Below are 26,198 nucleotides of genomic sequence, written 5' to 3'. Positions count from 1 at the left end.
AGAAGCGGCCCCCCGGCTCCGGGCGGGCCGCTCGTCCTGGCTCAGCCGATGCTCTGCGGGAAGCGGAACAGCCGGTACGGGTCGTACCTGCGCTTGACCTCGACGAGGCGGGCGTAGTTCTCCGCGTAGTACGCGGAGCGCCAGTTCTCCAGCCGCGGGTCGACGAAGTTCTGGTACGTCTCGCCGTTGGCGTGCGGGTCCAGGACGCCGAAACCGGTGTCCGCCCACTGCCGGGCGGCGGCCCGCGCCGATTCCTCCACGGGGCCCACGGCGATCACGCCCAGGCAGCTGACGTTGAACAGGGCGTCGCGGTGGACATAGGCGGTGTCGGTGCGGCCCGGGTCGTTGGCGGCCCCGCCCAGGGCGCCCACCTGGAGGAGATGCCGCTGTCCCGGCACCCGGACCTGGTCGAACAGTCCGACCACGTCCTCCCACATGGTGCGGGCCGGCGGCCCGTCGAAGAGCCGGCTGCGCTCCGTGGCGAAGGCCGCCCGGGGCAGCCGTGCCTCGGGGTCGGAGCCGGTCCGGTGGCACTGTGGCACGGAGTAGTCGCCGCAGCCGTACTGCTCCATCATCGCGGTGACGTAGGGCTTGGTGGTGGTCTGCTGCCGGGCGGGGGCCCGGCCGACCGCGGAGACCAGCCGTGCCGCCTCCGCGGCCAGCACCTCCGGTCCGCCCGTCGAGCCCAACAGGACGGACACCAACGGGGTGTTGCCCGGCGCCGCGTCGGGCAGGGCCACGACCGTGGAGCCGCCGACCGTGCGCGGGGCGTCCACGATCCAGCACGCCCAGGCGTCGAGCACGTCGACAGCGGCGTCGTAGCTCCACTCCAGGGTGGCGCGCGAGAGCTCGGTGACGGGCACGGGGTCGATTTCGTACGACGTCACGATGCCGAAGTTGCCGCCGCCGCCTCCGCGGATCGCCCAGTACAGGTCGGCGTGGCGGTCGGGCGAGACCCGGACGTGCCGTCCGTCGGCGAGCACCACCCGGGCGGCTCGCACGGTGTCGCTGGCAATACCGGCGTAACGGGTGAGCAGTCCGGTGCCCCCGCCCTGCAGGAAACCGCCGAGGGCCACGGTGGGGCAGAACCCGCCGGGCACGGCAAGGCCGTGCGGGGCGAGCGCGTTCGTCGCGTCGACGAGCTGGGTGCCGGCGCCCAGCGTCGCGCGGTCCGGGCCGACGCTCACCCCCGCGAGTCCGGACACGTCGATGACGAGGCCGGTGGTGGTGGAGTATCCGGCGGCGCTGTGACCGCCGCTGCGGGCGGCGAGCGCGAGGTCCTCGTCCTGGGCGAAGGCCAGGCACAGCGCCACGTCGGCGGGGCTCGCGCAGCAGGCGACGGCCTGCGGGTGGATGCTGTCGAACTCGGCGGTGCTGAGCTGTTTGGCCAGCGGATAGGCGCTGTCCCCCGGGAGCACCAGACGGCCCTTCAGATGGGCCCGCAGCCGGTCCCAGTCCGCCGTGCCCCGCGGCCCGGCCGAGGGCGGTGCGGCCCCGAGGGAAAGGGTCATCGCGCCGGCCCCGGCCGCCCCGAGCAGTGCTCTTCGCGTGATCATGCCGTGCCTTCCTGGTCATGGTGAGGCTCGTGACAGGTCGAATCGCATGAGAGGGCTGCCGCTGGCGGGGGATCACAGCGGCAGCCCATGGCCACGATAGCCCAAAACGTTAGCCAGCAAGCTAATTGGTTGATCCGCCGGGCCGTTTGTCGCCCCCTCACAACGGCTTTATCCGTGACATCGAGGATGTCGCCAGGCGGTCGGGGACCGATCGGCCACCGGGAAAAGGAGTGCTCATGCAGTACACGCTCATCGTCGCGCGCATGGCCCCCGAGGACAGCGGGGTCGTCTCCGACATCTGGGCCGAGTCGGACGCCACCGAACTCCCCCGTCTCGTGGGGGTGAAGCACCGCAGGCTCTTCCAGTTCCACGGCCTCTACTTCCAGTTGATCGGCTCCGAGGGCGACATCGGCGGCCGGATCGAGGAGGTGCGCGGCCACCACCTCTTCCAGGACGTCAACGAGAAGCTGAAGCCGCACATCGCCGCCTACGACCCGGTCACCTGGCGCGGTCCGGCCGACGCGATGGCCAAGGAGTTCTACTCGTGGAACGCGTGACCGCGGCCCCGGACGTGCTGCGGATCGTGCGGGGCACACCCGACGCGCACGAGACGGCAGCGGTGGTGTCCCTGCTCGTCGCCCGGCTCGGTGGCCCGTCCACCGAGCCGCCTGCGATCCGGCCCGAGCGGCCCCTCTGGCAGCCCTTCACCGGGCACCGCACCGGCGGTTGGGGGCGGCCGTGATCCGCACCGCACTGGACATGCGCGTCCGCGAAGGATGCACCGACGCCTTCGAGCGGACCTGGCGGGACGCCGCCGAGGTGGCGAGCCGCTACCCCGGCTCCATCGGCCAGACGATGCTGCGCGGCGCCGAGGACCCCCTGCGCTACACCATCACCGCGGACTGGGAGACGGCCGAGCACCTCGGGCGCTACCAGCGCAGCGAGGACCGGCAGGCGCTGTCCGCCGCGCTGGACCAGCTCCGGGACTCGGCGACGAAGACCCTCTTCGAGGTGGTGGCCCACATCGCCTCGCCCGCACCGAGCGAGACCTCACCGACCGAGAAAGGAACGGCTCCGCGATGAGTATCCGCGTCATCATGACCGCGACCATCAGGCCGGAGGACTTCGAGGCCTTCGAGAAGGCGTACATCGAGGTCACCGGCAAGGTCCGGGGAACGCCCGGCCATCTGCGGGACGAACTGGTGCGGGACACCTCCGACCCCACGAAGTACGCGCTGATCGCCGAGTGGGAGTCGGAGGAGCTGTTCCGGACGTGGGCGGACGACCCCGAGCACATGCGGCAGTCGGCCGCCATGTTCCCGTACTGGGCCGACTCCTTCCGGCGCTCGATCCACGAGGTGCGCGCCACGCTCGAGTCGTACCGCACCCCGGGCGACCTGCCCGCGGCCGGCTGAGGGGATCGCCATGTCCGTGCAGAAAGCAGTGGTGATCGGCGCCGGTATCGGCGGCCTCACCACGGCGATCGGTCTGCGGCAGGCCGGCGTCGACGTCAAGGTGTTCGAGCGCAGGACCGAACCGAGCCGGCTGCTCACCGGCGGCGGTTTCATGCTGTGGCACAACGCGTTCGTCGCCCTGCGGAAGCTGTCCCTCGACGACCAGGTCGCCAAGGTCAGTTCGGAGATACTCGTCCACGAGTTCCGCTCCGACAGCGGCCGCACCCTGGCCCGCTGGCAGATCGGGCCCGAGGCGCAGCGCATCGGCGCGCCGGCCGTGGCGCTGCGCCGCTCCGACCTCAACTCCCTCCTCCTGGAGGAGGCGGGTGACTCGGTCGTGATGGGCGCCCAGTGCGTCGGGTTCGAGCAGGACGCCGAGGGGGTGACCGCCCGGTTCGCGGACGGATCCGTGGAGCGTGCCGACGTACTGATCGGCGCCGACGGCATGCGGTCGGCCGTACGCAGCACACTGCGGCACGGCCACGACCTGCCGCCCCGCTACGCCGGCTACACGGCGTGGCAGGCGATCGCCGAGCTCCCCGGCGAGGACGTCGTCCCCAGCGGCACCTTCTTCAACCTGTGGGGGCGTAACGGACTGCGCTTCCTCTACTGCCGGCTCAACGACCGCGAGGTCTACTGGGACGCGATCACCTCCGACGAGACGAGCGCCGCCTTCGACATGTTCCGCAAGACCAAGCGGGACGTGATGTGCGAGACGTACGCGCACTGGCCCGACCCCATTCCGCGGATCCTGGCGGCGACCCGCGAGGACGCGATCCTGCCCATCGACATCGCGGACCGTCCGCCGACGCGTGACGCGGCCTGGGGTCACGGACGGGTCGTGCTGGTCGGTGACGCGGCGCACGCCATGACCCTCAATCTCAGTCAGGGCGCCGGCCAGGCCATCGAGGACGGTGTCGTGCTGTCCGGGCTGCTGGCCCGCGAGCCGGATCTCGGAACCGCCGTCGCACAGTACGAGAAGGTGCGCCGGGAGCGGGTGGAGGCGATGGTGCGCGGCGCGTACCGGATCGGCGAACTCGGCAAGTGGCGCGGCTCGTTGGTGTGCGGGGCGCGCGATCTGTTCATGCGCGCGTTCTTCGGGACCTTCGCGAAGAAGGGGACCTACCGCCTGATGATGAACTTCGACTACTGACGACCGAGGAGCCGGTTACCCATGTTCGTCGACGCCCTGGCGGCCCTGCTCATCCTGCTCAGCGGTGCGCTGGCAGGCGTACTGGTCGCCGTCGAGATCGCGGTGGTCCCCATGCTCGCCGATCTGCCGGGTCGGCGGTACGTGCAGGTCCACCGGCTCCTGGACCCCCGTTTCGACCCGCTCATGCCCACCATCGACAAGATCGCGCTGGGTGTCGGTCTGCTGCTGATCGTCCTGGCACCCGGCGGGGACGCGAAGCTCGCCTTCGCCGTGGCGGAGGCGGGCCTCGTCGGTGTCGCGCTGGTGTCGGAACTGTCCAACGTCCGGATGAACCGGATCATCGACACCTGGGAGCCCGAGCGGCTGCCGGAAGCCTGGGCCGAGACCCGCAGCCGGTGGGCTCGCGCCAACCGCCACCGCACCTGGATCGCCCTGGTCGGCTTCGCCGCGGCGATCGCCGGAATGAGCCTCGTCTGACGTGGCTCCACGTCACCCGAGAACGGGAGCACATCATATGGAGAAGGTACTGGTGGCCAACCGCGGCGAGATCGCGGTGCGCGTCATCCGGGCCTGCCGGGACGCGGGGCTGCGCTCCGTCGCGGTCTACGCGGACCAGGACCGGGACGCGCCGCACGCCCGGCTCGCCGACGAGGCGTACGGCCTGCACGGCAGCACGGCCGCGGACACCTATCTGGACGTCGGCAAGATCCTGGCCGTCGCCGCCGAGTGCGGCGCGGACGCGATCCACCCCGGCTACGGCTTCCTCTCCGAGGACGCCGGATTCGCCCGGGCGGTGCGCGCGGCGAACCTGACCTGGATCGGCCCGCCGCCGGAGGCGATCGAGCAGCTCGGTGACAAGGTGGCCGCCCGCGAGATCGCCCGGCGGGTCCGGGCCCCGCTGGCACCGGGCACCGACCGCCCCGTCGCCGGACCGGACGAGGTCCTCGGCTTCGCCCGCGAGCACGGGCTGCCGCTGGCCATCAAGGCGGTGGGCGGAGGCGGCGGCCGCGGGCTCAAGGTGGCCCGCACCCTGGAGGAGATCCCCCCACTCCTGGAGTCCGCCGCCCGCGAGGCCGCCGCCGCCTTCGGCCGGGGCGACTGCTTCGTGGAGAAGTACCTGGACCGGGCACGGCACGTCGAGACGCAGTGCCTCGCGGACAGCCACGGCAACGTGGTGGTGGTCTCCACCCGTGACTGCTCCGTGCAGCGGCGCCACCAGAAACTGGTCGAGGAGGCGCCCGCGCCCTTCCTCACCCCCGAACAGGAGGAGACGCTGCGCGCCGCGTCGAAGGCGGTGCTCGCCGAGGCCGGTTATGTGGGTGCGGGCACCTGCGAGTTCCTGCTCGGGGAGGACGGCACCATCTCGTTCCTGGAGGTCAACACCCGGCTGCAGGTGGAGCATCCGGTGACCGAGGAGATCACCGGGATCGACCTGGTCCAGGAGCAGTTCCGCATCGCCGCGGGCGAACCGCTCGGGTTCACCGACCCGGTGGACCGGCGAGGCCATTCGGTCGAGTTCCGGATCAACGGCGAGGACGTGGGGCGCGGCTTTCTGCCCACCCCGGGCACCGTCACCGGATGGCGCACGCCGGCCGGCCCCGGCATCCGCGTGGACACCGGGATCGAGGAGGGCGCGGTCGTCGACGGGGCCTTCGACTCGATGCTCGCCAAGCTCATCGTCACCGGCGCCGACCGGGGGCAGGCACTGGCACGGGCGCGGCGAGCCCTGGAGGAGTTCGAGGTCGACGGGATACCGACGACCCTGCCACTGTTCCGGGCGCTGCTGGACAGCCCGGAGTTCACCGCGAGCGACCCCGCCGTCGGCCTCGCGGTGCACACTCGGTGGCTGGAGTCGGAGGCGCCGCTGCGGATCGACCCGTGGGAGGGCGACCCGGCCGAGACCGCCGAGCGGCCCGAGCAGGTGACGTACACCGTCGAGGTGGGCGGGCGCCGGCTGGAGGTGGCGCTGCCCGAGTCACTCGCGGCACCGAAGGCGGTGACCACCGTGCGCCCGGGCGGATCCGCGGTGCGCCGCAAGGCGCGTGTCTCGTCGGTGGCGACGGCATCGGACGGCACGGTCCTGACCAGTCCGATGGTCGGTACGGTGGTCAAGGTGTCCGCCGCCGAGGGCGCGGAAGTCTCGGAGGGCGACGTGCTGTTCGTCATCGAGGCGATGAAGATGGAGCAGCCCGTCAAGGCCCACCGTCCCGGCGTGGTGCACGCCATCAAGGTGGCCGCGGGGACCGGTGTGTCCCGGGGTGCCCCACTGTGCGAGGTGCGTACGGCAGGCTGAACGGCGCTCCCCTTCAGGGCCCTTCGCCCTGGCCGCCCCCACTCCCGGCTCCCCGGAGCACACGAGGAACCCGGCACGGCAGGGACACCGTGCCGGGTTCCTCCGTTCGGACCGTCAGACGGGAACGACCCGGAAGATCGGGATTCCCGGGGCCGCCCGCTCGAAACTCTCGGGGCTCTTGTCGGCGACCACACCGTTCTTCACGAAGATGCCGGCGCCCATCGGAACCTGCGTCGGGAACTCGCGGGCGATCCGCCCCCGCTGCGCCTCCGGAACCTCGATCAGCTGCACGGGCCGGGCCTTGCGGCCGCGGATCATGGTGCCCCGGCCGGCGGCGCGGACGTTCTTCACCCAGTCCGACTTGGGGAAGGCCTGGAGGATGTACATGTCGCCGTCGATCTTCACCGGAGCCACCGGGTTGGTGAACTCCCGGCCGGACACCCGGCCCTTGACGCGCAGCAGGTGCATGGGCCCCACGGGCATGCCCATGGAGTGGAACATCTGCATCATCTTGTTGCCGAACTTCAGGAAGGGTGAAACGGGGGGCCGGGTGGTCGTGGCCATGATCTCGCTCATCTCTCTTCGTGAGTACTGAGGGGATGTCAGAGCCGGCCGACGGCCGCGCGGGGCATCCGCGTGAACCGTGGGCTGCCCGGGCGTACGAGACCGGTTCGGTAGGCCGTGGTGATCACGTCGATCCGGCTCTTGAGTTCGAGCTTGCCCATGAGGCTGTGCACATGGCTCTTGACGGTGGCTTCGCTCAGGTCCAGTGCTTCGGCGATCTCCACATTGCTCCAGCCGCGCAGCATCAGCTGGACGACCTCGGTCTCCCGTGCGGTGAGCCGGTCGAACCGCCATGGCGGACGCCGCTGGACGGGCACGGTCTGGCCCGACTGGCGGTGTTCCGCGATGAGCAGGTATCCGGAGCGCAGCAGCCTGAGCGCGGGCATCAGGGTCGCGTGACTGGTCCGGTTGACCACGACTCCGGCGATGCGGGCACGGGTGAGGTCCCCTTCCCCACGCTTGTGGGTGGGCGATACGACGAGGAGGCGCGGCCGGGGTGTACTGGCCGCCACCGCGTGAATGAGGGGAAGCGCGTCGGCGCCGAACACCACCGCGATGTCGGGCCGGCGCTCGGTGATGATCCGTTGCACCTTGCCCGGGTCGGCGGCATACCCCGCTGCGGAGAATCCTTCCTCCTTGCCGAGAGTCGACACGGTCTCGATCCGACTGAAGAGACTGCCGCCCAGCACGACGACGGATGTGGGTCGTGTGTGCTCGGGATCGCGTAAGTGGTGTTGGTCTGGGAGCACTACGACTGTCCTCCAGCAAGCGGCGCGTCAGCCAGACGGAGCGCCGCGCCTAGATGTCGAGGCGGTAACTTAATTACGTAGCGAGCTATCTAAATGGTGGCATGGGAGTACGGCTGTGTCAACGACGTCCTGCCACGTCAACCTGGTCGCCCAACCCGACCACCCCGTATCCCGGACCCCTCAGCCGCATGATGGCACTCCTGCGGACCACTGACCCGGCAGTGGCCTGAAATCGCGGAAGAGCTGCTGAAACAGGCCACAGCGGACGCACGTGGCAAACACAGCGAGAGCCCCTGCCGACGGCCCGTTCCCGGTCCGTGTCAGGGGCTCGCTGCCCATATCGCCCGGCGCCGGGCTCACGCTCCGGAGGTGGGGCGGGGGGCCGGCACCGAGGCTGCTGCGGCCTGGATGTTCCGGTGGATGTCCAGCGCCGCCGTGGACCGGTTGAGGGTGATGTAGTGCAGCCCCGGCGCACCCTCGGCAAGGAGGCGCTCGGCCATGGCCGTTGCGTACTCGACACCGATGCGGTGGGCCGTGTCCGGGTCGTGGCGGGCATGTTCCAGCCGGTGGGCCAGGTCCTCGGGGAAGGCCGCGCCGGACAGTTCGGCGAAGCGGCGAATCTGGCGCACGTCCGTTGCGGGCATGATCTCGGGGATGATCGGGGTCTCACAGCCCGCGGCCGCGACCCGGTCACGCAACCGCAGATAGTCCTCGACGTCGAAGAACATCTGCGTGATCGCGTAGTCGGCGCCCGCCCGGCACTTGGCGACGAAGTGCCGGAGGTCGCTCTCCCGGTCGGGCGACCGCGGATGCCCTTCGGGAAAGGCGGCCACCCCGATGGTGAAGTCCCCCAGGGAGCTTACGAGTTCGACGAGTTCACGCGCGTAGGTGAAGCCGGCCGGGTGAGGTGTCCACGGGCCGTTCGGGTCGCCGGGCGGGTCGCCCCGCAGCAGGAGGACGTCCCGGATGCCCGCGTCCGCGTACTGGCCGATGATGTGGCGCAGTTCCGCGACCGAGTGGCCGACCGCGGTGAGGTGGGCGACCGGCCGCAGGGTGGTCTCGGCGGCGATACGCCGGGTGACGGACACGGTCCGGTCCCGGGAGGAGCCACCCGCTCCATAGGTGACGGACACGAAGTCGGGACGCAGGGCTTCCACACGGCGGATCGCGTCCCAGAGGGTGCGTTCGCCCGCCTCGGTCTTCGGGGGGAAGAACTCGAAGGAGAAGGTCGTCATCGTCGTTCTCCGGAACTCCTCGGACAGCCGGACCCCGATCCGCTCCGCGGAGCCGCGGCTGTCATCGCCGCACCGCCAGACGAGCGGCGAGCCCGTCCACCGCGGACACGCCGTAGGTGTCGCGGATCCGCCCCAGCAGATCCTGACCGGACAGCATGTACTGCTGTGTACCGGTGGACTCCAGAACCGTGGTGGCCAGGGCACTCCCCAGTCGCGCGGCGCTCTCCAGGCCGAGCCCCCAGGCGACGGCCGCGAGGAAGCCGGCCCGGAAGGCGTCCCCCGCGCCGGTGGGCTCGGTCGCGCCCGACGGCGGCACCGACTTGACGACGACCGGGCGGTGCCCGGCTCGCTGGACGACGGCACCTTCGGCACCCCGCGTGATCACCCAGCCGCCCACCCGGCCGAGGATCTGCTGCTCGGTCCAGCCGCTTCGCTCCTGGATGAGCACGCTCTCGTACTCGTTGGTGAACAGGAACTCGGGTCCCGCCAGCAGCGCTCGGACGTCGTCGCGCGCCATGCGCGCCAACTGCTGCGAGGGGTCGGCGACGAAGGGGACGCCCAGTTCGGTGCACTCGCGGGTGTGCCGCACCATCGCTTCCGGGTCATTGGGCGATACGACGACCAGGTCGAGGGCGCCCGTTCGCTCCTGCACCGTCCGCAGACCGATGAGCCGGGCCTCGCTCATGGCGCCGGCATAGAAGGACCCGATCTGGTTGTGGTCCCGGTCCGTGGTGCAGACGAACCGTGCTGTGTGCCTGGTTTCGCTCACCCGGACCGGTCCGGTGTCGACGCCGTGCCGCTCCAGCCGTGCCCGGTACTGCTCGAAGCCCGGCCCCACGGCGCCCACGAGCAGGGGACGCAGGCCCAGCGAACCCAGGCCGAAGGCGATGTTCGCCGCCACTCCCCCGGCACGGATCTCCAACTCGTCGACCAGGAACGAGAGCGATACCTTGTCCAGGCTCTCGGCGATGAACTGTTCCGTGAACCTGCCCGGGTAGACCATGAGATGGTCCTCGGCGATCGACCCCGTGACTGCGATTCTCATCTGCTGTCCCTACCCCTGTCTCCGGACTGTCGGCGGCCGCGTTCGGGGCCCGTACTGCCCGTACGCGGCGGCGGGTCCGTTCATCGTCCGGGGCGGGGCTTAAGCACCGGTTAGGCGGCCATCAGCCACCGGGCCGACCGCATGTTCAGTAGCGCTGGGCCTTGGCGATCTCGGCGGTCAGCTTCGGCTCGGGGGGCTTGCGGCTGATGACGAGCGGCTGGACCCGCTCCCCCGGGTCGAGGTCCTCCGCGCCCACGAAATGGGTCTCGACGACTTTCCCGTCGGGATCGCGGAAGTCGACCTGGACCGCGTAGGAGGCGGTGCCGGCCGTGCTGTTGGTGATGTTCACGACCAGGGCGAGCAGGCCACCCGTCTCGGATCGCGGCTTGCCGGTGAGCGAGACATCGGACGTCGCATTGCCCCGGCCCTTGACGTCCTTCAACTCGGCCTCGGCCGCAGCATTGGCACGCTCGATCTCCGCCGACACGGACGCCTCGAACTCCGAGGCCCGCGCGTAGGCGGACGACGCCGCGGCCGATGCGGAGGCGCGCGCGGACTCGATCGCGGACTGGGCCGCCGATGCGAGGGGCGCGGGCGGACTGCCCGTGAACGCCTCGGTGGCCGGCGGCGACGGGCGCGGAGTGAACGTGGTATCGCCGCCGCCGCCGTCGCCGTCGCCGCCGCAGGCGGTGAGCGCGACCGCACAGGCACCGGCGGCGGCAAAAGCGGTGAGGGCCCTCGGGGCTCGGTGCCGCGGGCGCTTGTGCGGTCGGTACTGCTGCTGCGCGTCGCTCATGGCATGGAGTCCTCTCCCGGCTGCACACATGACCGATTCATGCCGTTATGTCCTGGCCGGATTACATGCTGCCTGCCATGGCGGTACCCGGCCACCGCACTGCGCCGAGGGGGCGCTTCGACGGACCGCTGTCAGTGGCCGGCGCTACGGTGCGCAGCAGTGGCAGGGGCAGGGAACGGACAGCCGGACGCAGGTTCCGGAAATGAGGCGGGCGTCGCTCACAGCGGAATCGGGGTGAACATCTCCGGCTCCTCGTCCGGCGTCAGCGCGGTCGGGCCGTACACCCAGTCGGTGAAGGAGTAGTCGTAGGTGTCCCGCGCCCGCATGATCGCGTTGCGCCGTCGCCGGGACTCTCCGTCGAGGTGCCACAGCTCGCCCCAGGCGCGGGCCGTGGTCTGCACCCGGCGGCAGTGCTCCACCCGGACCGCCTCGTACGCCGTCAGCGCGGCGTCCCAGTCCGGTCGGGTGCCCGCTTCAGCGGCCTCGGCCAGCCGGGCGTAGTGCCGGGCGAGGACCCAGCCGTCCTCGATCGCCATGATCGCGCCCTGCGCCATGTACTGGAGCGGCGGGTGCGCGGCGTCGCCGAGCAGGGCGATCCGGCCGTGCACCCAGGTCTCGACCGGGTCGCGGTCGAGCATCTGCCACCAGCGGTCGCGCCACATCAGCGGGATGCCCTTGCGGACGGTGTCGCAGGTCCGCTCGAAGGCCGCGTCGAGCTCGTCGGGCGTGCCCCAGTCGTCTCGTCCGGCCAGGGCCTTGGGCGACTCGAACACGGCGACCTGGTTGAACATGTCGCCGCCGCGCAGCGCGTACTGGACGAAGTGGCAGCGCGGGCCGACGTAGACGGTGACGTCCTTCTCCGCGATGCCGTTGTGCCGGACCTGCTCGATCGGGACGGCGGCGCGGTAGGCGACGTAGTCGGAGCTGACCACGTCGTCGCCGACCAGCTTGCGGCGGGCCACGGAGTGCAGCCCGTCGGCGGCGACGACCAGCGGCGCCTCCTCGGCGCTGCCGTCCTCGAGGCGGATCAGGGCGCCGCCGTCCGTGTGCTCGTAGTCGACGACGGTCCGGTCGGTCAGCAGATCGACGCCGGCCCGCCGGCAGGCCCGCAGGAAGATGCCGTGCAGATCGCTGCGGTGGATGACCATGTACGGGAAGCCGTAGCGGCGTTCGAGGTCGCGCAGGTCCAGCCGGGTCAGTTCCCGGGAGTCGAGCGCGTCACGCATCACCATGTGCTCCGGGACGACGCCCAGAGTCCTGGCCTCCTCGAGCAGGCCGTACTCGGCGAGGATGCGGGTGCAGTTGGGCGCGATCTGCAGGCCGGCGCCCACCTCGCCGAACTCCTTGGCCCGTTCGAGGACGCGCACGCGCAGTCCCTGGCGGGCCAGGGCGTAGGCGGAACCGAGGCCGCCGATGCCGCCGCCGACCACGAGGACGTCGGGCCGCCCGGCGGGGCTGGATTCAGGATTCATGATCTGTTCTTTCGGTCGCGGGCAGGCCCGGGGTCAGAGCCAGGCGCCCAGCGTGGGGGCGGGCGTGCCGTCGGCGGTGAGCGGGCCGGTGTCCCGTCCGGTCAGGCAGGCCGCGATGTCGTGCAGTTCGCCCGTGACCAGGGCGGCTTCGCCGTCGCCAGGCAGGTCCCAGGCGGCTCCGGTGGCCGGTGCTCGCAGGGTCATGGCCGGGCCGGGGGCCGTGGCGCGCTTGGCCACCACGTCGTCGCACAGCGCGGTGAGGAAGTCGGCCGGCAGGTCGGCGAAGGACACGCCGTTCGCCAGGTCGACTGCGTGCACGCACACTTCGCGGGAGCGCAGCCAGGGCACCTCGGTGGCCGGCACGGTCCGGCCCTGTGCGGTGACGACCTGCGTGCGCCACTGCTCCTCGCCGAGCGCGGCCATCCCCGTCTCCAGCGCGTCCGCCGAACCGCGCAGCCACGCGGTCAGCTCGGCGGCCGGCAGGGCACGGCCCCGTTCGATGCCGGCGGCGCGTTCCTCGGGCGAGGCGTACATCGGTGTGGGTTCGCCGGTGGCGGCCCAGTGCACCAGGTGGGACAGCGCCTCGGCGTTGGCGGCGACATGCGCCGCCACGTGCCCCCGGCTCCAGCCGGGCAGGGCACTCGGCGCGGCGAACCCGTCGTCGTCGAGGCCGGCGGCGGCCTCGAGCATCAGCTCGGTGCCGAGCCGGACCCAGCGGCGGGCGCCGTCGAAGGTCCGGCGCATCAGGACGCCTGCTCCTTGACGACCCGGTTCTCCAGACGGCCGATGCCCTGGATCTCGGTGACGACCGTCTCGCCTCCGAGGAGGTAGCGCTCGGGCCTGCGGGCGTGGCCGACGCCGCCGGGGGTGCCGGTGGCGATGATGTCGCCGGGGTTGAGGCGGACGATCGTGGAGACGTACTCGACCAGGTCGACCGGGTCGAAGAGCAGGTCGCCGGTGGAGTCGGACTGCATGACCTCGCCGTCGACGAGCAGGCGCACGTCCAGCGACGGGCGGACCCCGCCCGGCAGCTCGTCGGGGGTGACGAGGTACGGGCCGACGGGGGTGGTGGAGTCCCACATCTTGCCCTGCAGCCACTCGCGGGTGCGGAACTGCCAGTCACGGCAGGTGATGTCGTTCAGGGCGGTGAAACCCGCGATGGCCCGCTCGGCCTCCTCCCCGCGGGCGCGGCGTACGTGCTTGCCGACGACCACCGCGAGCTCCACCTCCCAGTCGAACGCGTCGGTCTCGTCCGGCCGGACGATGTCGTCACCGGCGCCGATGAGCGAGTCGGCGAACTTGGCGAACAGGGTGGGGTGTTCGGGGAGGTCTCGGCCCATCTCCTGGATGTGGTTGCGGTAGTTGAGGCCGACGCAGACCACCTTCGCCGGTGCGGGCACCACGGGGGCGAAGTCGGCGGCGGCCGCCGAGTACGTCGGCCCGGACGCCGCGGCGGCACGCTCGGCCCAGCCGTCCTGGCGCAGCAGGGCGCCCACGTCGGGGACGCCGAGGTCGACCAGGACCTCACCGTCGAGCCTGACGGCCCGGGTGGCGCCGCCGCGGCGGATGGTGGCGAGCTTCATCGGGGTGTTCCTTCCACATGGGTACGGTCGAGCCGCAGGGCTTCGAAGACGGGCGAGTCGCTGAACCGGAACAGGTCCAGGGCGCCGGAGTCGGAGTCGGTGGAGCCGGCCTCGGAGCGAACGCTCAGCGGCTGCCAGGAGGGCACGACGAACAGGTCGCCGCGGGTGACCGACCAGGTGGTCTCGCCGACGGCGACGGTGCCGGAGCCGTCGAAGACCTGGTAGACGGACGAGCCCGTCTCGCGCACCGGCGCGGTCTCGGTGCCGCGCGCGATCCGGTGCATCTCGGCCCGGATGGTCGGCAGCACGTCGGCGCCGGTCGCCGGGTCGGTGAACCGGACGGCGGCGTGACCGGGCTCCACGGTGCCGCCGTACCCCTCCGCCTCGAGGGCGAGCTGGTCGGTCAGGGCGCGGTCGGTGTGCTCCCAGCGGTAGGCGAGCAGCGGCGAACCGGGGCCGGTGGTGCCGGCGGACACCGGGCGCAGGCCGGGGTGCCCCCACAGCCGCTCGGCACGCGAACGCTCGGGGGTGATCCGCTCGGCGTCGCTGATCTCGTCCCGCCCGAACTCGAAGAACTGCGTCTCCGTGGCGTACTGGAACGGAATGTCGAGACCGTCGATCCAGGCCATCGGCTCGGCGGTGGCGTTGTGGTGGGCGTGCATGTTCCAGCCCGCCTGCGGGAGGAAGTCGCCGCGCCGCATGGCCACCGGGTCGCGCCCGACGACCGTCCACACGCCCTCGCCCTCGACGACGAAACGGAAGGCGTGCTGGGTGTGCCGGTGCTCCGGGGCGTCCTCGCCCGGCATGAGGTACTGGATCGCGGCCCACAGCGTCGGGGTGGCGAACGGCCGCCCGCCGAGGGAGGGGTTGGCCAGCGCGATGGCCCGGCGCTCACCGCCGCGGCCGACGGGGACCAGGTCGCCGGCGTGGGCTGCCAGCTTCCGCAGCCGCTCCCAGCGCCACAGGTGCGGCACGGCGCGCGAGCGCGGGTGGGCCGGCATCAGGTCGCCGATCTCGGTCCACAGCGGGACGAGCAACTCCTGTTCGAAGCCGCGGTACAGCTCTTCGAGCGCCGGGGTGACCTCGGGCTGCCCCTCCGCGGAGACGGCCTGGAGCCGGACCGGGGAACCCGTGGCGATGTCTTGGGCGATGGAGGACTGAGTCACAGTCCCCAGCGTGCGCGGTGTCTTCCAGGAGAACATGTAGATTCTGGAGAGCAGAATCCATCGGAGGGTGCGCCATGGACAAACCGCTCAAGACACCGCCGCCCTATCCCATCGCCAGCGTGGACCACGCGCTGCGGGCGGCGACCATCCTGCAGATGGAGGGCGGCGCGACCGTGTCGCAGATCGCCGAACGGCTGGGCGTCGCCAGGTCGACCGCCCACCGGGTCCTGGCGATGCTCGTCTACCGGGACTTCGCCGTGCAGGACGAGGACCGCGTCTACCGCGCGGGGCCGGTGCTGGAACTCGCCGCGCACTCCCAGTCCCTCGTGTCGCGACTGCGCACGGCTGCTCTGCCTCATCTGCACCGGGTCGTCGATCTTCTGGACGAGACCACGAACCTGATCGTGCGCACCGGTGACACGGCCCGGTTCATCGCCAGCGTCGAGTGCCGGCGGGCACTGCGGGTCGGCTCCCGGGAGGGCATGGTGTTCCCGGCCCACCGCACGACGGCGGGGCTGCTCCTGCTCGCCGACCTCACCGACGAGGAACTGGAGGAGGTCTACGCCCCCGAGCGTTACCGCGACCGTCCGGCCGATCGCCCGGATCTCGCCCGGCTGCGTACGGAGTTGCGGCGTCTGCGCCGCAACGGGTTCGCCGTCAACAAGGAGCGTTCCGAACGCGGTCTCGTCGCCGTCGGCGTACCGGTGCGCGACCGGGACGGCACCGCGCTGGCCGGTCTGTCGGTGTCGATGCCCAGCGTGCGCTACGACCCGCACACCCTCCAGTCCCTGGTGACCGCCCTGGAGACCACGGCACACGCGCTGGAGAAGGACCTGGCCGAGCAGCACTGAGCCCGCCGGTCAGGGGCGAGTCGGGTGCCGGGTTCGCCCTTCTTCAGGGGGCGAGCCCGAGTGGGCCGGTCAGCCCCGGTGACCCCAGTCCACGCGGTCGGCCAGGCCGGCCGCGGTGAAGGCGGCTTCCAGCTCGTCACGGCCCTCGGTGAAGTGGGCCCAGCTGTCGTAGTGGACGGGGACGATCCAACGGGCGCCGAGGAGCTGGGCGGCCTCGGCGGTCTGGGCACTGTCGAGGACGACGCACTGGCCGTCGTAGATGACGGAGAAGCGGGGCGCACCGGCGAAGAGGAGGGCGGTGTCGACCGGGCCGAAGCGCTCGGCGATCTCCTCGACCGCGCCGAGGGAGGCGTTGTCACCGCTGACGTAGACCGTCGGCAGCCCCTCCCCGGTCAGCACGAAGCCGACGACCTGGCCCGATATGGGCTCGACCTGCTCACGCGGGCCGGGCCCGTGGATGGCGGGGACGCCGGTCACGGTGATCGTGCCTCCGCCGGGACGGTCCAGCTCGACGGACTCCCAGTCGGCCAGGCCCTTGGCCTTGCCCCCGAGGCGCCGGCCGCCCCCGGGCGTGGTGAGCGTCAGGGGAACGTCGGCGAGCAGGGCGCGGCCGGAGGCGTCGAGGTTGTCGGCGTGCTCGTCGTGGGAGAGCAGGACCACGTCGACCCGGCCGAGGTCGGCGGGGCTGCCGACGGAGGGGGCGGTCTTGGTCAGGAGCGGGCCGCCGGGGAGCTGGTAGTCGCCGGGGGCGTCAAAGGTCGGGTCGGTCAGGAAACGCAGGCCGCCGTACTCGAAGAGAGCGGTCGGGCCGCCGAAGACGCGGACGGGGAACTGGCCGGTGGAGGCGTTGACAGAAGCCATGGAAGGAAACCTCACGGATGAATGTTGGTCTATCCGTGAAACACCATGCCACTCCTCACGGATGACTGCAAGACGTACCATGAGGGCCATGAACGAGACCGGCACCGTCGAGCTCGCCCTGCTGCCCGCGCCGGGCGAGGAGCAGTACCCCTCCCTCGCCCTCGCCAACAGCGCCATCGCTCTGCCCGGTGGACAGTTCATCGACCTCCTGGGCACGCCGGCCGCGGCGAACCAGTGGCTCGTCGACCACGGCCTCGCTCCGGCCGACGCCGGTGTGCGGGAGATGTGCGCGGCACAGCTGCGCTCGCTGCGGGAACAGGTCAGGACGCTGCTCGCCTCGCGCGTCGCGGCGCTGCCCGCGATTCCCGCTGCCGTCGCCGCGATCAACGACGCGATGACCCGGGTGCCCACGGCCCCGCTGCTGCAGTGGGACGAGAAGAACGGCCCCTACCGCGCCACGCCGCACCCCACCACCGAGATCGTCGACCATGCCCTGGCGACCCTCGCCGCAGACACCGCCGACCTGCTCACCTCTGCCGAGGCCGAACGCCTGACCGCCTGCGGCTCCACCCCCTGCAACCGCTACCTGCTGCGTCACGGCCGCCGCCACTGGTGCTCCACCCGCTGCGGCGACCGCGCCCGCGCAGCCCGTGCCTACGCCCGCCGCACCCAGCCCACGGCAGACGACCGCACGAAGTAGCGTGGGGGACGACTCCGTTCGGCGTCGACGAGCCGAGGGAGCCCGGGCGGCGGCGTCCGGTACGCCGGGACCACAGCCCCTCACCGAAAGCGCGCTCGATGCCCCCGGCCACCCGCTTCATCATGACCGGCCCGCAACGCCCGCCGGCATCCGGCTGATCGCCGCCGGCGACTGCACTCGGCCCGAATGAGCCGTCACGGAGCGCGGAACCCCCGAAAGGTTACGTGTCGGCGAGTCTCGAAGCCGAGCCGCTCGTAGAGCGCGATCGCGCCGGTGTTCGCCTCGGCCACGTGCAGGAAGGGACGCTCGCCGCGGGCCACGATCCGTGTGACGAGCGCACGGACCAGACGGGCGGCATGGCCTCGCCCGCGTGCCTCGGGAGCGGTGCAGACGGCGCTGATCTCGCTCCAGCCCGGAGGCCGCAGCCGTTCACCCGCCATCGCCACCAGCATGCCGTTGTCGCGAATGCCGAGGTAGGTGCCGAGTTCGTGGGTACGTGGGAAGAACGGCCCCGGCTCGGTCCGCGCGACGAGGTCGAGCATCTCGGGCACGCTGTCCACGCCCAGTTCGACCACATCGGCATCGGCCCCGGCACGAGGGAGACCGGGCCGGCCGCTGGCGGGCCAGATCATCTGGCGCCCTTCGAGGCCGAAGACCGGCTCCCAGTCCGACGGTGGAGTCGCCGGGCAGCTGAACATGTCGGCGAATCCTCCCGGGCCGAGCAGCCGAGCCAGGTCCGCCCAGTCCGCCTCCTCCGCATCGGTGGACACCGCGCAGAAGGTCGCGACCCCCGGCAGATAGGTGGCGGCCCGGCCCAGTCGGCAGGCGAACCGTGCGTGGTGGCCGCGCAGCGACCGGCCCACCGGGTCGTCGAGTGCCGGATCGTCGCAGGTCACCATCATGCCGTACCTCTCCTGTCGTGCGTGAAAGCCCGTCGTGCGAGCCACTCGACGTCAAGGTGCCGCCGTCTCCGAGAACGCAGCGGCCTGACGTCGGCCGGACCATTGCCGGCAAGCCGGACAAGGTTGCGATCGTAGATCATCGTCAGTCGGGGCAACCCACGCGGCCATGCACCTGAAAGGCCATCAGGACGAGCGTCAAGACGGTCTGTCGCCGTGCGGCCCGACAGAAGGCGAAGGACGAGTTCGCGCCCACTCCAGGGGCTGCATACCGTAGGGACAGGGTGCCGCAGCACCTCGGTCGCGCGCCTTCAGGAATCCTTGTCGCCTCGGTCTCCGGGAAACCGCTCGTCGAGAACCGTGACGAAGGCCGAGGCAACGAGGGCGACGGCGCGGTCGTCGTCGTGGGCCAGTCGGCGCAGGACTTCCTGCGCGGTGGTCCCCGGCAGCTCGACCAGCGCCTGGGTCAGGCGTATACGCGTCGCGGAGTCCGCGGTGGGCGCTGAGAGTTCGTCGACCAGTGCGGTCAGAATCCGGTCCGCACGCCCGGGATCCTGGGACAACGTTCCGAGGACCTCCGCCGCTTCGACGTCGTTGGAGCCCTCGACCACCATGCCGACAAGTGTCGGCACGGCCCCGGTCACGCCACGCCTGCCCAACGCGAGAGCCGCGTACCTGCGCACCGTCGTGTCCGGGTCCCCGAGCGCGTCCGCAAGCACCGCGGTCGCCCCAGGGGCATCGGCCATCTCGGCGATCGCCAGCACCGCGCGCCGCCGGATGTCGACGTCCTCCGAGTGCACGCCGGCGGCCAGTGCCGCCACGCCGTCACCGCCCGATCGGGCGAGCGCCCAGCGCAGGGCGCCCGCGACGTTGGGATCGGATTCGGCCAGGACCGCCCCGGCCAGCACCTCGGCGGGAACCGACACGCCCCCCGGCCGGGCCAGAACGGCCTGCTGCCTGCGCGCGGCGCTGGTCGAGTCGAGCCCCTGCATGAGCTCGACGATGCGCAGGACGTCCTGCCAGCCCATAGGCGCCGACGCATCGATCGCGCGGAGACGCTCGAGCAACTGCCGTTCCCGCTCCAAGCGGTCTTCCGTCCACCGGATGAGGTCGCTGACCAAGGCGGACGGTGTGAAGGCCGGGTCCTCCAGCGCCTGCCCGATCTGCTTGAGCGAGAGCCCGAGGGACCGCAGGCCCTCCACGTGGAAGATCCTGCGGACGTCCTCGGCGGAGTACTCGCGGTAGCCGCCGACGGTGCGACCGGTCGGTCGCACCAGCCCAAGGGCGTCGTAGTGCCGGAGCATCCGGGGGCTCACCCCTGAGTGACGGGCCACTTCACCGATCAGCACTCCGCGGTCTCCGCGGCGGAGGCAGCGGCTCGTTCCGGGCCGAGTGCGACGACTCGCTTCGCCTCGTCGATGGCCGCGTCGAAACCGGTCTCCGGGTTCCGCCGGAGCAGCTCGGTGGCACGAGCGTGTGCGGCCACCACCGGGTCGGGACTCGCCGCGGCCTTGTCCAGGGCGGGCTTGGTCATGTCGCCGAGGTCGACGAGGGCCCGGCTCAGGCTCAGCTGCACATTGCGGTCGCCGCGGCCGAGCTGCATGACCAGTTCGTCGGCCAAATCCTTCTTCTCGTCCTCGGGCACGAGGACGACCGCGACGCGCCACGCGGTCCGCGCGACCTCGTCGTCGGCGTCGCGCAGCATGTCGTGCGTGATCCAGGACCACGCGCTCTTGTCGCCGATCTTGGAGAGCGTGTGCAACGCCTGGCTGCGGGCCCGAGTGCGCTCGGAGTCGAGTTCCTGGCGAATCCGGGGCAGGGTGATCTCCGGCGAGAGGCGGGTCAGCGCCCAGGACAGCATGTCCCGCACGAAGAAGTCCGGCTCGACCGCGCACCGCTCGACGAGTGTCTCCAGGAAGCCGGGGTCGGGGTTCGAGCCGACCGCCAGGGCCGCCTGAAGCCGGACCGACGAGTCCTCGGCGCTCAGGGCGTTGGCCACGCGGGCGTTCTGTGGGGTTCCGTTTGTCGGGTTGATCGAAACCACCTCCTGCACCCAGGAGACACCTTGCCACTGTGTCAAGGTCAAGCCGTGACCGGCGATTCAGGAGATCCGCTGGTCATGGGCGCAGTCCGGGCACTTCCACATGCCGTCGAGGATCAGCCGGTACGGCGAGCGGGTGCGGTCGGCGGCGAGGGCCTGCGGGACGTCGGCGTACGGCATGAGCGTGGTGTGCGGCGGCTCTGCGCCGAGACGGAAGACGCCGAATTCCTGCGACGCCGGGGGCCGGCCGGGGGCGGGTGAGCGGGGGTGCGGAGGGTGACACGGGCGAACGCGACATGACCGTGACCTTCCGTGGGCGTGGGGTGGCTCAACGCACGGTGTGGTGAAGGCAGTCGGCGATAGATTGGACCACAACTGCCGGTGACCGGGCGCCTGCTGAGCCGGCTCACCCCAGGGCCGGACACCAGACGAAGCAATGACCCCGTCGGTCTCTGTCGGGTCCTGGTGGTCCGAGGGGAGGATGGGCCAGTCATGGCCGTTCTCCCGCGCCTCGATCATCGCGAGGCGGCCGTTGTGGTAGTTGGAGAACGCCTTGACCCGCGGGGGCATGGACGCCTCGTTGATGCGGGTCCAGGAGCTGACCGCCGCCCGACAGCCGCGCTCGGTGCCCAGACCGCTCGTGAACGTCCAGCTGTCGACGACCACTTCGCAGGTGACACCGGCCGGAACCATCTGTTCCTGGATGACGCCCGCCGGGAACGCCCAGGGCCGCAGGTACACGTCCTCGCGGTACCGGTTGGCGCGCAGGACGTCCAGGACGGCCTCGCGCAGCGTCGGCAGGTCGTAGGGGATGTGGAGGCGGACGATGCGAGCCGAGTCGTACAGGCGCTTGAGGTGCTCGTCCAGCCGGAAGACCAGCAGGCCGCTCCCGTCGTGCGAGACATACGCCTTGATGCCCTCGAAGACCGCCGCGACCGAGGCGTGACCCACAGCGTTGACGTGCACACTGGCCTCGGCCCAGGGCACCAGGGAGTCGCTGCGCCAGAGCCAGTCGGGCCCGTCGCCGTCCGTGCGCACCAGCGAGTCCATGATGGACATGGGGGCGCCGGGCGTTTCTGTTTCTGTCGTCATACGGATTTCACCTTTGGGGACTTGGTGGTTGAGAAGTGCTCCAGGCTGTCGAGCACGAGATCGGCCGCAGGTACAGGTCGGGCGCGGGCTTGCGGGCCCGGACCTGTTCGCCGGTGACCACTTCGGCGAACCGGTCCCGGACGCCCAGGCGGTCGAGGTGGCCGCGGACCCAGGCGCGCTCGGAACTGGAGACGACCGCGCAGGCGATGCCCTGGCTGCCTGCGCTCTCCAGCAGGCGGGCCACGCCTGGCCTCAGCGGTTCCGCCGAGGCCAGGCGGTGCTTGTCCCGCCGCCGCTCCTGGAGTTCACACGCGATCAGGGCGCGGCCCAGCCGCCGGGAGAGGTCCTCGGCGGCGTACGACTCCCCTGTCGCCCGGCCGGGACCGTGACGTGGGCGCAGGGGCAGGCGCAGACGGCGATCGACAAGTGGAAGGAGGGCGTGAAGGCGTCCGAGGAGGCCGCCGACGCGCACCGCAAAAAGGTCGACGACTACAACAAGGCGGTCGACCGCTACAACGCCCAGCCCGCCGACCAGCGCGACCCCGCCACGCTCCCGCCGCGCCCCGCCGCGACGTTCGACGACCCCGGCAAGAAGCTGATGCAGGACGCGCAGGACATCCTCGCCGACGCCCGCAAGCAGCGGAACACGACCGCGGAGACCGCCCGCAGCGCGGTCCGCGCCGCGCGGGACCTGGCTCCCGAGAAGCCGTCGTACGCCGAGCAGTTGGGCGACGGGATCCAGGAATTCCAGATCATGGGAGACCACGTCGGCGGCGGCATCATCAAGGGCACCGCGGGGCTGGTGAACTTCGTGCGCGGGATCAACCCCTTGGACCCGTACAACCTCACCCACCCCGCCGAGTACGCCACCAACCTCAACAGCCTCGCCGCCGGACTGGTGGTCGCCGCCGACGACCCGGTCGGCACCGGCAAGCAGATGGTCAGCGACTTCATGAAGGACCCCTACGAGGACTTCGGCCGTCTGTTGCCGGATGCCGCGCTGACCGCGGCCACCGGCGGAGGCGGTGCCGCGGTCAAGGGCGTGCGCATCGCCGCGGACGCCGCACGCGCGCGCAAGCTGATCGACGACGCCCCCGACGGCACCCACAACCGCCCCGACGGCGAGCGCACCACCGACGGCACCGACCCCGTCGACCTCGCCTCCGGCCGGATGTTCCTGCCCCAGACCGACCTGGCGATCCCCGGCATCCTGCCCCTGGTCTTCACCCGCCGCACCGAGTCCGGCTGCACGGCCGGCCGCTTCCTCGGCCCCTCCTGGACGTCCACCGTCGACGAGCGCCTGGAGATCGACCCGGTCGGCGTCGTCCACATCACCGCCGACGGCCTCCTCATCCCCTACCCGCACCCCGTCCCCGGCGCCCCCACCCGCCCCGAGTCCGGCACCGCGCACACCCTCCTGGCCCGCGACGCCGACGGCGACTACACCATCACCTACCCCGACACCGGCCTGACCCGCCACTTCACCGCCCCGCCCGGCGGCGAACCCGGCGGCGACGGAACCGCCTGGCTGACATCCGTCACCGAACGCAACGGCCACACCATCACCATCGACCGCGCCGACGACGGCCTGCCGCTGGCCCTCGTCCACTCGGCCGGCCACCACGTGAAACTGACCACCGCCGACGGCCGGATCACTGCGCTCTCCTTGACCGGCGCGGGCGAGGCGGGCACGGACCTGCCCCTGATGCGCTATGGCTACCAGGACGGCAACCTCACCACGGTCACCAAACCCTCAGGAGCCACCACCACCTTCGTCTACGACGACCGCCGCCGCGTCACCGCCTGGATCGACTCCAACAACAGCCGCTACGACTACGCCTACGACGACCGCGACCGCGTCGTCGCCGAAGGCGGCGAAGCCGGCCACGTCAAGATCACCCTGACCTGCACGGAACCCGACCCCGAAACCGGCCACCGCACCAAGAAGTACGACTATCCCGAAGTCCCGAAGTCCCGGAGGCACGGAGGGAAGAGCTCACGGACGTCATCCGCAAGGGATTCGCGAATGGATACACCCCTGGACAGATGATCTGTTTCGTGTGGCGGGCCGCAGACTCCGCCGCAGCCTGGAAAGAGCGCAACGCGCGGATGGGGCCGCCGGAGGCCGCCTCTGCCTCGGTGACCGTTCTCAACGGGAAGATCGACAAGGCTATCGAACTCCACCACGCCATTCCTGAGTACGAGGTCCCCCGCTGGCATGAGGCCCCCCTCGCGCTCAGCAGCTTCCGTCGGCTGTCCGCAGATATTCGTTGGGTGTACAACCGCGAAGTCATCGAGGCGTGTCCCCACTGCGACCATCATGGCCTCAAGGAAACCGTTCGTCCCGAGACTGAGGCAACGGCCATGTGGCGCTTCACCCATCCCGTCGAGATCCCGGACCAGGCGCAAGAAGAAGAGCCGAACTGGTGGGACGACGCACCCGATCCAGCCGACGTCTGAGCCCGAAGGTCGCCGGCCGCCGCCATACGAACGGCCGCCTCAGTGCCTCACCGGGCACGATGTCGAAGGGCACGACCGTTCACGGTGGGGCCCTTTCGACGTGTGTGGTCTCGGTTCTGGGTCTCAGTTGTCCGCCGGAGCGGATCGCGGATGCGCTTCATACATGCGGACCGCGACAACGAGGCCGGAGGCGTCGGCGAGACTCCGGCGACCGGTGCTCCGACAGCGAACCCGCCGGAGTCTTCGAGCCGAAGACTCCGGCGTGGCGTCCTCGTTCCGCTCCGGACCGCTCAGCGGCTCAGGCGGCCGCCAGCTTCCGGATGCGCGGGTGGTTCTCCAGCGCCCACCGCACGGTCTTCGCCGGGCGTCCGAGCAGGGTCTCCAGCTCGTCGGTGATGCCGCCGTACCCTCCGCGGCCGATGATCCGGGTCAGGGTCTTCAGGTGCTCCGCGATGTGCGGGTACGCGGACATGTGGGTGTCCACGTAGGTCTCGTTCCAGGTTTCGATGTCCTCGGGAACGTAAGTGACCGGGCGTCCCAGCACGGCCGCGAAGTCCTCCGCGATCCCGTGCATGTCCTTGAACTCCGGGCCGGTGAGCGCGTAGGACTTGGAGATGTGCGGCGCCGGGTCGGCCAGGATCTTCGCGCACAGTTCCGCGACGTCGTAACCGGCGATGGGTGCGAGCCGGTGGTCGGCGAAGGGCAGGCGCAGTTCACCGTCGGCCAGTGAGCTGAGGGCCAGCCAGGTCATGATGGGGTTCTCGACGAAGAAGCCCGCCTGGATGTTGACCGTCGGGAGGCCGGACCACTCCAGCACCCGCTCGGCGACCCAGTGGGCCCGCTGCTGCGGCGACCAGTCGGCGACGATTCCGCCGAGCCGCGCGCGCCGCTCCTCCTCCGGCGCGGTCATGTGGTCGAAGGTCATGAACGACTGCTCGTACTCGGAGATGTTGACGAAGACCTCGATGTCGCCCTGGGCCCGCGCCGCCGCGGCCATCAGGCTGACCGCATCGGTGTAGTACGGCGACAAGCTCATGCTGAAGTAGAGGCGCCGGACGCCCTTCAGCGCGGCGGTCACGTCGGCGATGGTGAGCAGGTCACCGACGAAGACCTCCGCCCCGGCCTGGCGGAGCGAGTGGGCGCGTTCATCGTCCTGCCGTACGAACGCGCGCACGGGGTGCCCTTGTTCGAGCAGCATGTCGACCATCATCCGGCTCACACCACCGATCTCCCCGGCGGCACCGGTGATCAGGATGGGATTGCGCTCTGGCATCAAGGTGTCCTCTGTCTGGTTGGGGTGGGGCAGTTGTCCGGAAGGGTGGGTCGGTGGGCGGCGACCGTCGTGCCGGGTGGCCCTCTCCACGTGAGCCTGCGCGTCAGACCGCCAGGCGGTTGATCTTGCGGATCTGCTTGTCGAAGGCCCGGGCGGGAACGAGACGGCGCAGCGTGCTCACGCGTCCGGCCGTGGGGCCGGCGGTGTAGCGCAGCTTCGGCCTGGCGTCGGTCGCCGCAGCGACGATCGTCTTGGCGACGACGGCGGGTGCGTCGCCGTCCCTGATCGCCTCCGCCATCACGCGGTCGACGGTCTGCCGCTGCTTCGCGTAGGCGTGCAGGGGTGTGTCGGGCTTCGCGCTGTTGGCCTCGAATCCGGTCCTGGTGTAGGCGGGTTCGACGAGAAGCGACCGGATGCCGTACTCCCGGACCTCGTGGTCCAGGGACTCGGAGTAGCCCTCGATCGCGTGCTTGGAGGCGGCGTAGACGGCCATGTACGGCTGGGGCATGAATCCGAGTACGGACGAGATGTTGATGATGCGTCCGCGTTTCTGGGCGCGCATGTACGGCAGGACCTCCGTCACCATGCGCATGACCCCGAAGACGTTGGTGTCGAAGACAGCCTGAGCTTGCTCGACAGAGGTTTCCTCCGCCGCACCCATCGAGCCGACGCCGGCGTTGTTGACCAGGACGTCGATCCGCCCGAACCGCTCGCTCACCTCCTGGACCGCCGCGGCGACCGAGGCGTCGTCGGCCACGTCGAGGTCGAGGAACGTCACACCGTCGAGCGGGGTGACGCGTGAGGTGTCCCGGCTTGTGCCGACCACGTCGAAACCCGCTGCGACCAGTGCGAGCGCGGTTTCCTTCCCGATGCCGGATGACGCACCCGTCACGAGTGCCACCGGCCGATCTGTCGTCATCATGACTCCCGCACTCATTGAAAAACCGATCGGTTT

27 protein-coding genes and 2 pseudogenes are annotated in these 26,198 nt (G+C 71.0%); 11 read left to right on the top strand and 18 right to left on the bottom strand.

Features of this window, described 5'->3' with window-relative positions; genetic code table 11:
• Positions 1 to 41: 41 nt before the first annotated feature.
• On the bottom strand, positions 42 to 1,556 hold the full coding sequence (locus tag ACFV7R_RS22785) for an FAD-binding oxidoreductase (protein ID WP_385266194.1): 1,515 nt from the start codon (positions 1,554 to 1,556) through the stop codon (positions 42 to 44).
• Between the two features lie 236 nt (positions 1,557 to 1,792).
• Here ACFV7R_RS22785 and ACFV7R_RS22780 point away from each other — a divergent pair, with 236 nt between their 5' ends.
• The 7 genes from ACFV7R_RS22780 to ACFV7R_RS22750 are packed head-to-tail and all read left to right on the top strand — an operon-like array spanning position 1,793 to position 6,456.
• Positions 1,793 to 2,113: a TcmI family type II polyketide cyclase gene (locus tag ACFV7R_RS22780; protein WP_224736389.1), complete on the top strand. Its 321-nt coding sequence runs from the start codon at positions 1,793 to 1,795 to the stop codon at positions 2,111 to 2,113.
• Positions 2,101 to 2,298, top strand: a complete 198-nt coding sequence (locus ACFV7R_RS22775; RefSeq protein ID WP_385266190.1) for an acyl-CoA carboxylase epsilon subunit — start codon at positions 2,101 to 2,103, stop codon at positions 2,296 to 2,298. Before ACFV7R_RS22780 ends, ACFV7R_RS22775 begins: the two co-directional genes overlap by 13 nt.
• Positions 2,295 to 2,639: an antibiotic biosynthesis monooxygenase family protein gene (locus ACFV7R_RS22770; protein ID WP_385266187.1), complete on the top strand. Its 345-nt coding sequence runs from the start codon at positions 2,295 to 2,297 to the stop codon at positions 2,637 to 2,639. The genes ACFV7R_RS22775 and ACFV7R_RS22770 overlap by 4 nt, the downstream gene beginning before the upstream one ends.
• Entirely contained in the window at positions 2,636 to 2,971 is a 336-nt protein-coding gene (locus ACFV7R_RS22765; RefSeq protein ID WP_385266184.1) for an antibiotic biosynthesis monooxygenase family protein, read from the top strand. Before ACFV7R_RS22770 ends, ACFV7R_RS22765 begins: the two co-directional genes overlap by 4 nt.
• Positions 2,972 to 2,981: 10 nt before the next feature.
• A complete protein-coding gene (locus ACFV7R_RS22760; RefSeq protein ID WP_385266181.1) occupies positions 2,982 to 4,163 on the top strand; it encodes an FAD-dependent monooxygenase in 1,182 nt (393 codons plus the stop codon).
• A gap of 21 nt (positions 4,164 to 4,184) precedes the next feature.
• Entirely contained in the window at positions 4,185 to 4,640 is a 456-nt protein-coding gene (locus ACFV7R_RS22755; RefSeq protein ID WP_385266178.1) for an anthrone oxygenase family protein, read from the top strand.
• 37 nt (positions 4,641 to 4,677) lie between these two features.
• Positions 4,678 to 6,456, top strand: a complete 1,779-nt coding sequence (locus ACFV7R_RS22750; RefSeq protein ID WP_385266175.1) for an acetyl/propionyl/methylcrotonyl-CoA carboxylase subunit alpha — start codon at positions 4,678 to 4,680, stop codon at positions 6,454 to 6,456.
• Between the two features lie 114 nt (positions 6,457 to 6,570).
• On the opposite strand, the gene ACFV7R_RS22745 is transcribed toward ACFV7R_RS22750, so the two are convergent.
• The 9 genes from ACFV7R_RS22745 to ACFV7R_RS22705 all read right to left on the bottom strand — a co-directional run bounded on the left by ACFV7R_RS22745 (position 6,571) and on the right by ACFV7R_RS22705 (position 15,066).
• On the bottom strand, positions 6,571 to 7,020 hold the full coding sequence (locus tag ACFV7R_RS22745) for a nitroreductase/quinone reductase family protein (protein ID WP_385266172.1): 450 nt from the start codon (positions 7,018 to 7,020) through the stop codon (positions 6,571 to 6,573).
• Between the two features lie 38 nt (positions 7,021 to 7,058).
• A complete protein-coding gene (locus ACFV7R_RS22740) occupies positions 7,059 to 7,673 on the bottom strand; it encodes a response regulator transcription factor (RefSeq protein ID WP_385266169.1) in 615 nt (204 codons plus the stop codon).
• A gap of 452 nt (positions 7,674 to 8,125) precedes the next feature.
• Positions 8,126 to 9,004, bottom strand: a complete 879-nt coding sequence (gene metF / locus ACFV7R_RS22735) for a methylenetetrahydrofolate reductase [NAD(P)H] (protein WP_385266166.1) — start codon at positions 9,002 to 9,004, stop codon at positions 8,126 to 8,128.
• 61 nt (positions 9,005 to 9,065) lie between these two features.
• On the bottom strand, positions 9,066 to 10,049 hold the full coding sequence (locus ACFV7R_RS22730; RefSeq protein WP_385266163.1) for a carbohydrate kinase family protein: 984 nt from the start codon (positions 10,047 to 10,049) through the stop codon (positions 9,066 to 9,068).
• Positions 10,050 to 10,194: 145 nt separating this feature from the next.
• Positions 10,195 to 10,845 carry a hypothetical protein gene (locus tag ACFV7R_RS22725; RefSeq protein ID WP_385266160.1) on the bottom strand — a complete coding sequence of 217 codons (651 nt, stop codon included), beginning with the start codon at positions 10,843 to 10,845 and terminating at the stop codon, positions 10,195 to 10,197.
• 218 nt (positions 10,846 to 11,063) lie between these two features.
• Entirely contained in the window at positions 11,064 to 12,317 is a 1,254-nt protein-coding gene (locus tag ACFV7R_RS22720) for an FAD-dependent oxidoreductase (RefSeq protein ID WP_385266157.1), read from the bottom strand.
• Positions 12,318 to 12,350: 33 nt separating this feature from the next.
• Positions 12,351 to 13,061: a maleylpyruvate isomerase family mycothiol-dependent enzyme gene (locus ACFV7R_RS22715; RefSeq protein WP_385266154.1), complete on the bottom strand. Its 711-nt coding sequence runs from the start codon at positions 13,059 to 13,061 to the stop codon at positions 12,351 to 12,353.
• Entirely contained in the window at positions 13,061 to 13,900 is an 840-nt protein-coding gene (locus tag ACFV7R_RS22710) for a fumarylacetoacetate hydrolase family protein (RefSeq protein ID WP_385266151.1), read from the bottom strand. Before ACFV7R_RS22710 ends, ACFV7R_RS22715 begins: the two co-directional genes overlap by 1 nt.
• Positions 13,897 to 15,066, bottom strand: coding sequence for a cupin domain-containing protein (locus ACFV7R_RS22705; RefSeq protein WP_385266148.1), 1,170 nt, complete (start codon positions 15,064 to 15,066; stop codon positions 13,897 to 13,899). Before ACFV7R_RS22705 ends, ACFV7R_RS22710 begins: the two co-directional genes overlap by 4 nt.
• A 74-nt stretch (positions 15,067 to 15,140) precedes the next feature.
• On the opposite strand from ACFV7R_RS22705, the gene ACFV7R_RS22700 reads away from it, so the two are divergent.
• The gene (locus ACFV7R_RS22700; protein WP_385266145.1) at positions 15,141 to 15,917 is read left to right on the top strand and encodes an IclR family transcriptional regulator; all 777 of its coding nucleotides are present in this window, start codon (positions 15,141 to 15,143) and stop codon (positions 15,915 to 15,917) included.
• Between the two features lie 69 nt (positions 15,918 to 15,986).
• On the opposite strand, the gene ACFV7R_RS22695 is transcribed toward ACFV7R_RS22700, so the two are convergent.
• Positions 15,987 to 16,778: an MBL fold metallo-hydrolase gene (locus ACFV7R_RS22695; RefSeq protein ID WP_385266142.1), complete on the bottom strand. Its 792-nt coding sequence runs from the start codon at positions 16,776 to 16,778 to the stop codon at positions 15,987 to 15,989.
• 79 nt (positions 16,779 to 16,857) lie between these two features.
• Between ACFV7R_RS22695 and ACFV7R_RS22690 the strand changes: the two genes are divergently transcribed.
• A complete protein-coding gene (locus ACFV7R_RS22690; protein WP_385266139.1) occupies positions 16,858 to 17,478 on the top strand; it encodes an ABATE domain-containing protein in 621 nt (206 codons plus the stop codon).
• Between the two features lie 194 nt (positions 17,479 to 17,672).
• On the opposite strand, the gene ACFV7R_RS22685 is transcribed toward ACFV7R_RS22690, so the two are convergent.
• From ACFV7R_RS22685 to ACFV7R_RS22665, 5 genes and pseudogenes are all read right to left on the bottom strand, one after another.
• Entirely contained in the window at positions 17,673 to 18,377 is a 705-nt protein-coding gene (locus tag ACFV7R_RS22685) for a GNAT family N-acetyltransferase (protein ID WP_385266323.1), read from the bottom strand.
• Positions 18,378 to 18,688: 311 nt separating this feature from the next.
• The gene (locus ACFV7R_RS22680) at positions 18,689 to 19,726 is read right to left on the bottom strand and encodes a MerR family transcriptional regulator (protein WP_385266136.1); all 1,038 of its coding nucleotides are present in this window, start codon (positions 19,724 to 19,726) and stop codon (positions 18,689 to 18,691) included.
• On the bottom strand, positions 19,720 to 20,430 hold the full coding sequence (locus ACFV7R_RS22675; RefSeq protein ID WP_385266133.1) for a HEAT repeat domain-containing protein: 711 nt from the start codon (positions 20,428 to 20,430) through the stop codon (positions 19,720 to 19,722). The genes ACFV7R_RS22680 and ACFV7R_RS22675 overlap by 7 nt, the downstream gene beginning before the upstream one ends.
• A 447-nt stretch (positions 20,431 to 20,877) precedes the next feature.
• A pseudogene (locus tag ACFV7R_RS22670) lies at positions 20,878 to 21,468 on the bottom strand (aminotransferase class IV); the annotation flags it as partial.
• A 49-nt stretch (positions 21,469 to 21,517) separates the two neighbouring features.
• Positions 21,518 to 21,982: an HAD hydrolase-like protein gene (locus ACFV7R_RS22665; protein WP_385266131.1), complete on the bottom strand. Its 465-nt coding sequence runs from the start codon at positions 21,980 to 21,982 to the stop codon at positions 21,518 to 21,520.
• Here ACFV7R_RS22665 and ACFV7R_RS22660 point away from each other — a divergent pair.
• Positions 21,887 to 23,452: pseudogene (locus ACFV7R_RS22660) on the top strand (putative T7SS-secreted protein); the annotation flags it as partial. The gene ACFV7R_RS22665 and the pseudogene ACFV7R_RS22660 sit on opposite strands and share 96 nt — an antisense overlap.
• Positions 23,453 to 23,556: 104 nt before the next feature.
• On the top strand, positions 23,557 to 23,970 hold the full coding sequence (locus ACFV7R_RS22655) for a hypothetical protein (protein WP_385266129.1): 414 nt from the start codon (positions 23,557 to 23,559) through the stop codon (positions 23,968 to 23,970).
• A 298-nt stretch (positions 23,971 to 24,268) separates the two neighbouring features.
• Here ACFV7R_RS22655 and ACFV7R_RS22650 read toward each other — a convergent pair whose 3' ends face one another.
• Together ACFV7R_RS22650 and ACFV7R_RS22645 are read right to left on the bottom strand one after the other, a co-directional pair.
• Positions 24,269 to 25,243, bottom strand: a complete 975-nt coding sequence (locus ACFV7R_RS22650) for an NAD(P)H-binding protein (RefSeq protein WP_385266126.1) — start codon at positions 25,241 to 25,243, stop codon at positions 24,269 to 24,271.
• A gap of 103 nt (positions 25,244 to 25,346) precedes the next feature.
• Complete coding sequence (locus tag ACFV7R_RS22645; protein WP_385266320.1) at positions 25,347 to 26,162, bottom strand: oxidoreductase; 816 nt, start codon at positions 26,160 to 26,162, stop codon at positions 25,347 to 25,349.
• Positions 26,163 to 26,198: the final 36 nt, after the last annotated feature.

The organism is Streptomyces sp. NPDC059866, from assembly GCF_042731325.1.
Taxonomy (GTDB): Bacteria; Actinomycetota; Actinomycetes; order Streptomycetales; family Streptomycetaceae; genus Streptomyces; species Streptomyces flavusporus.
The sequence above is the reverse complement of the archived record's forward strand: the minus strand, read 5'-3'. Positions and strand labels throughout refer to the sequence as shown.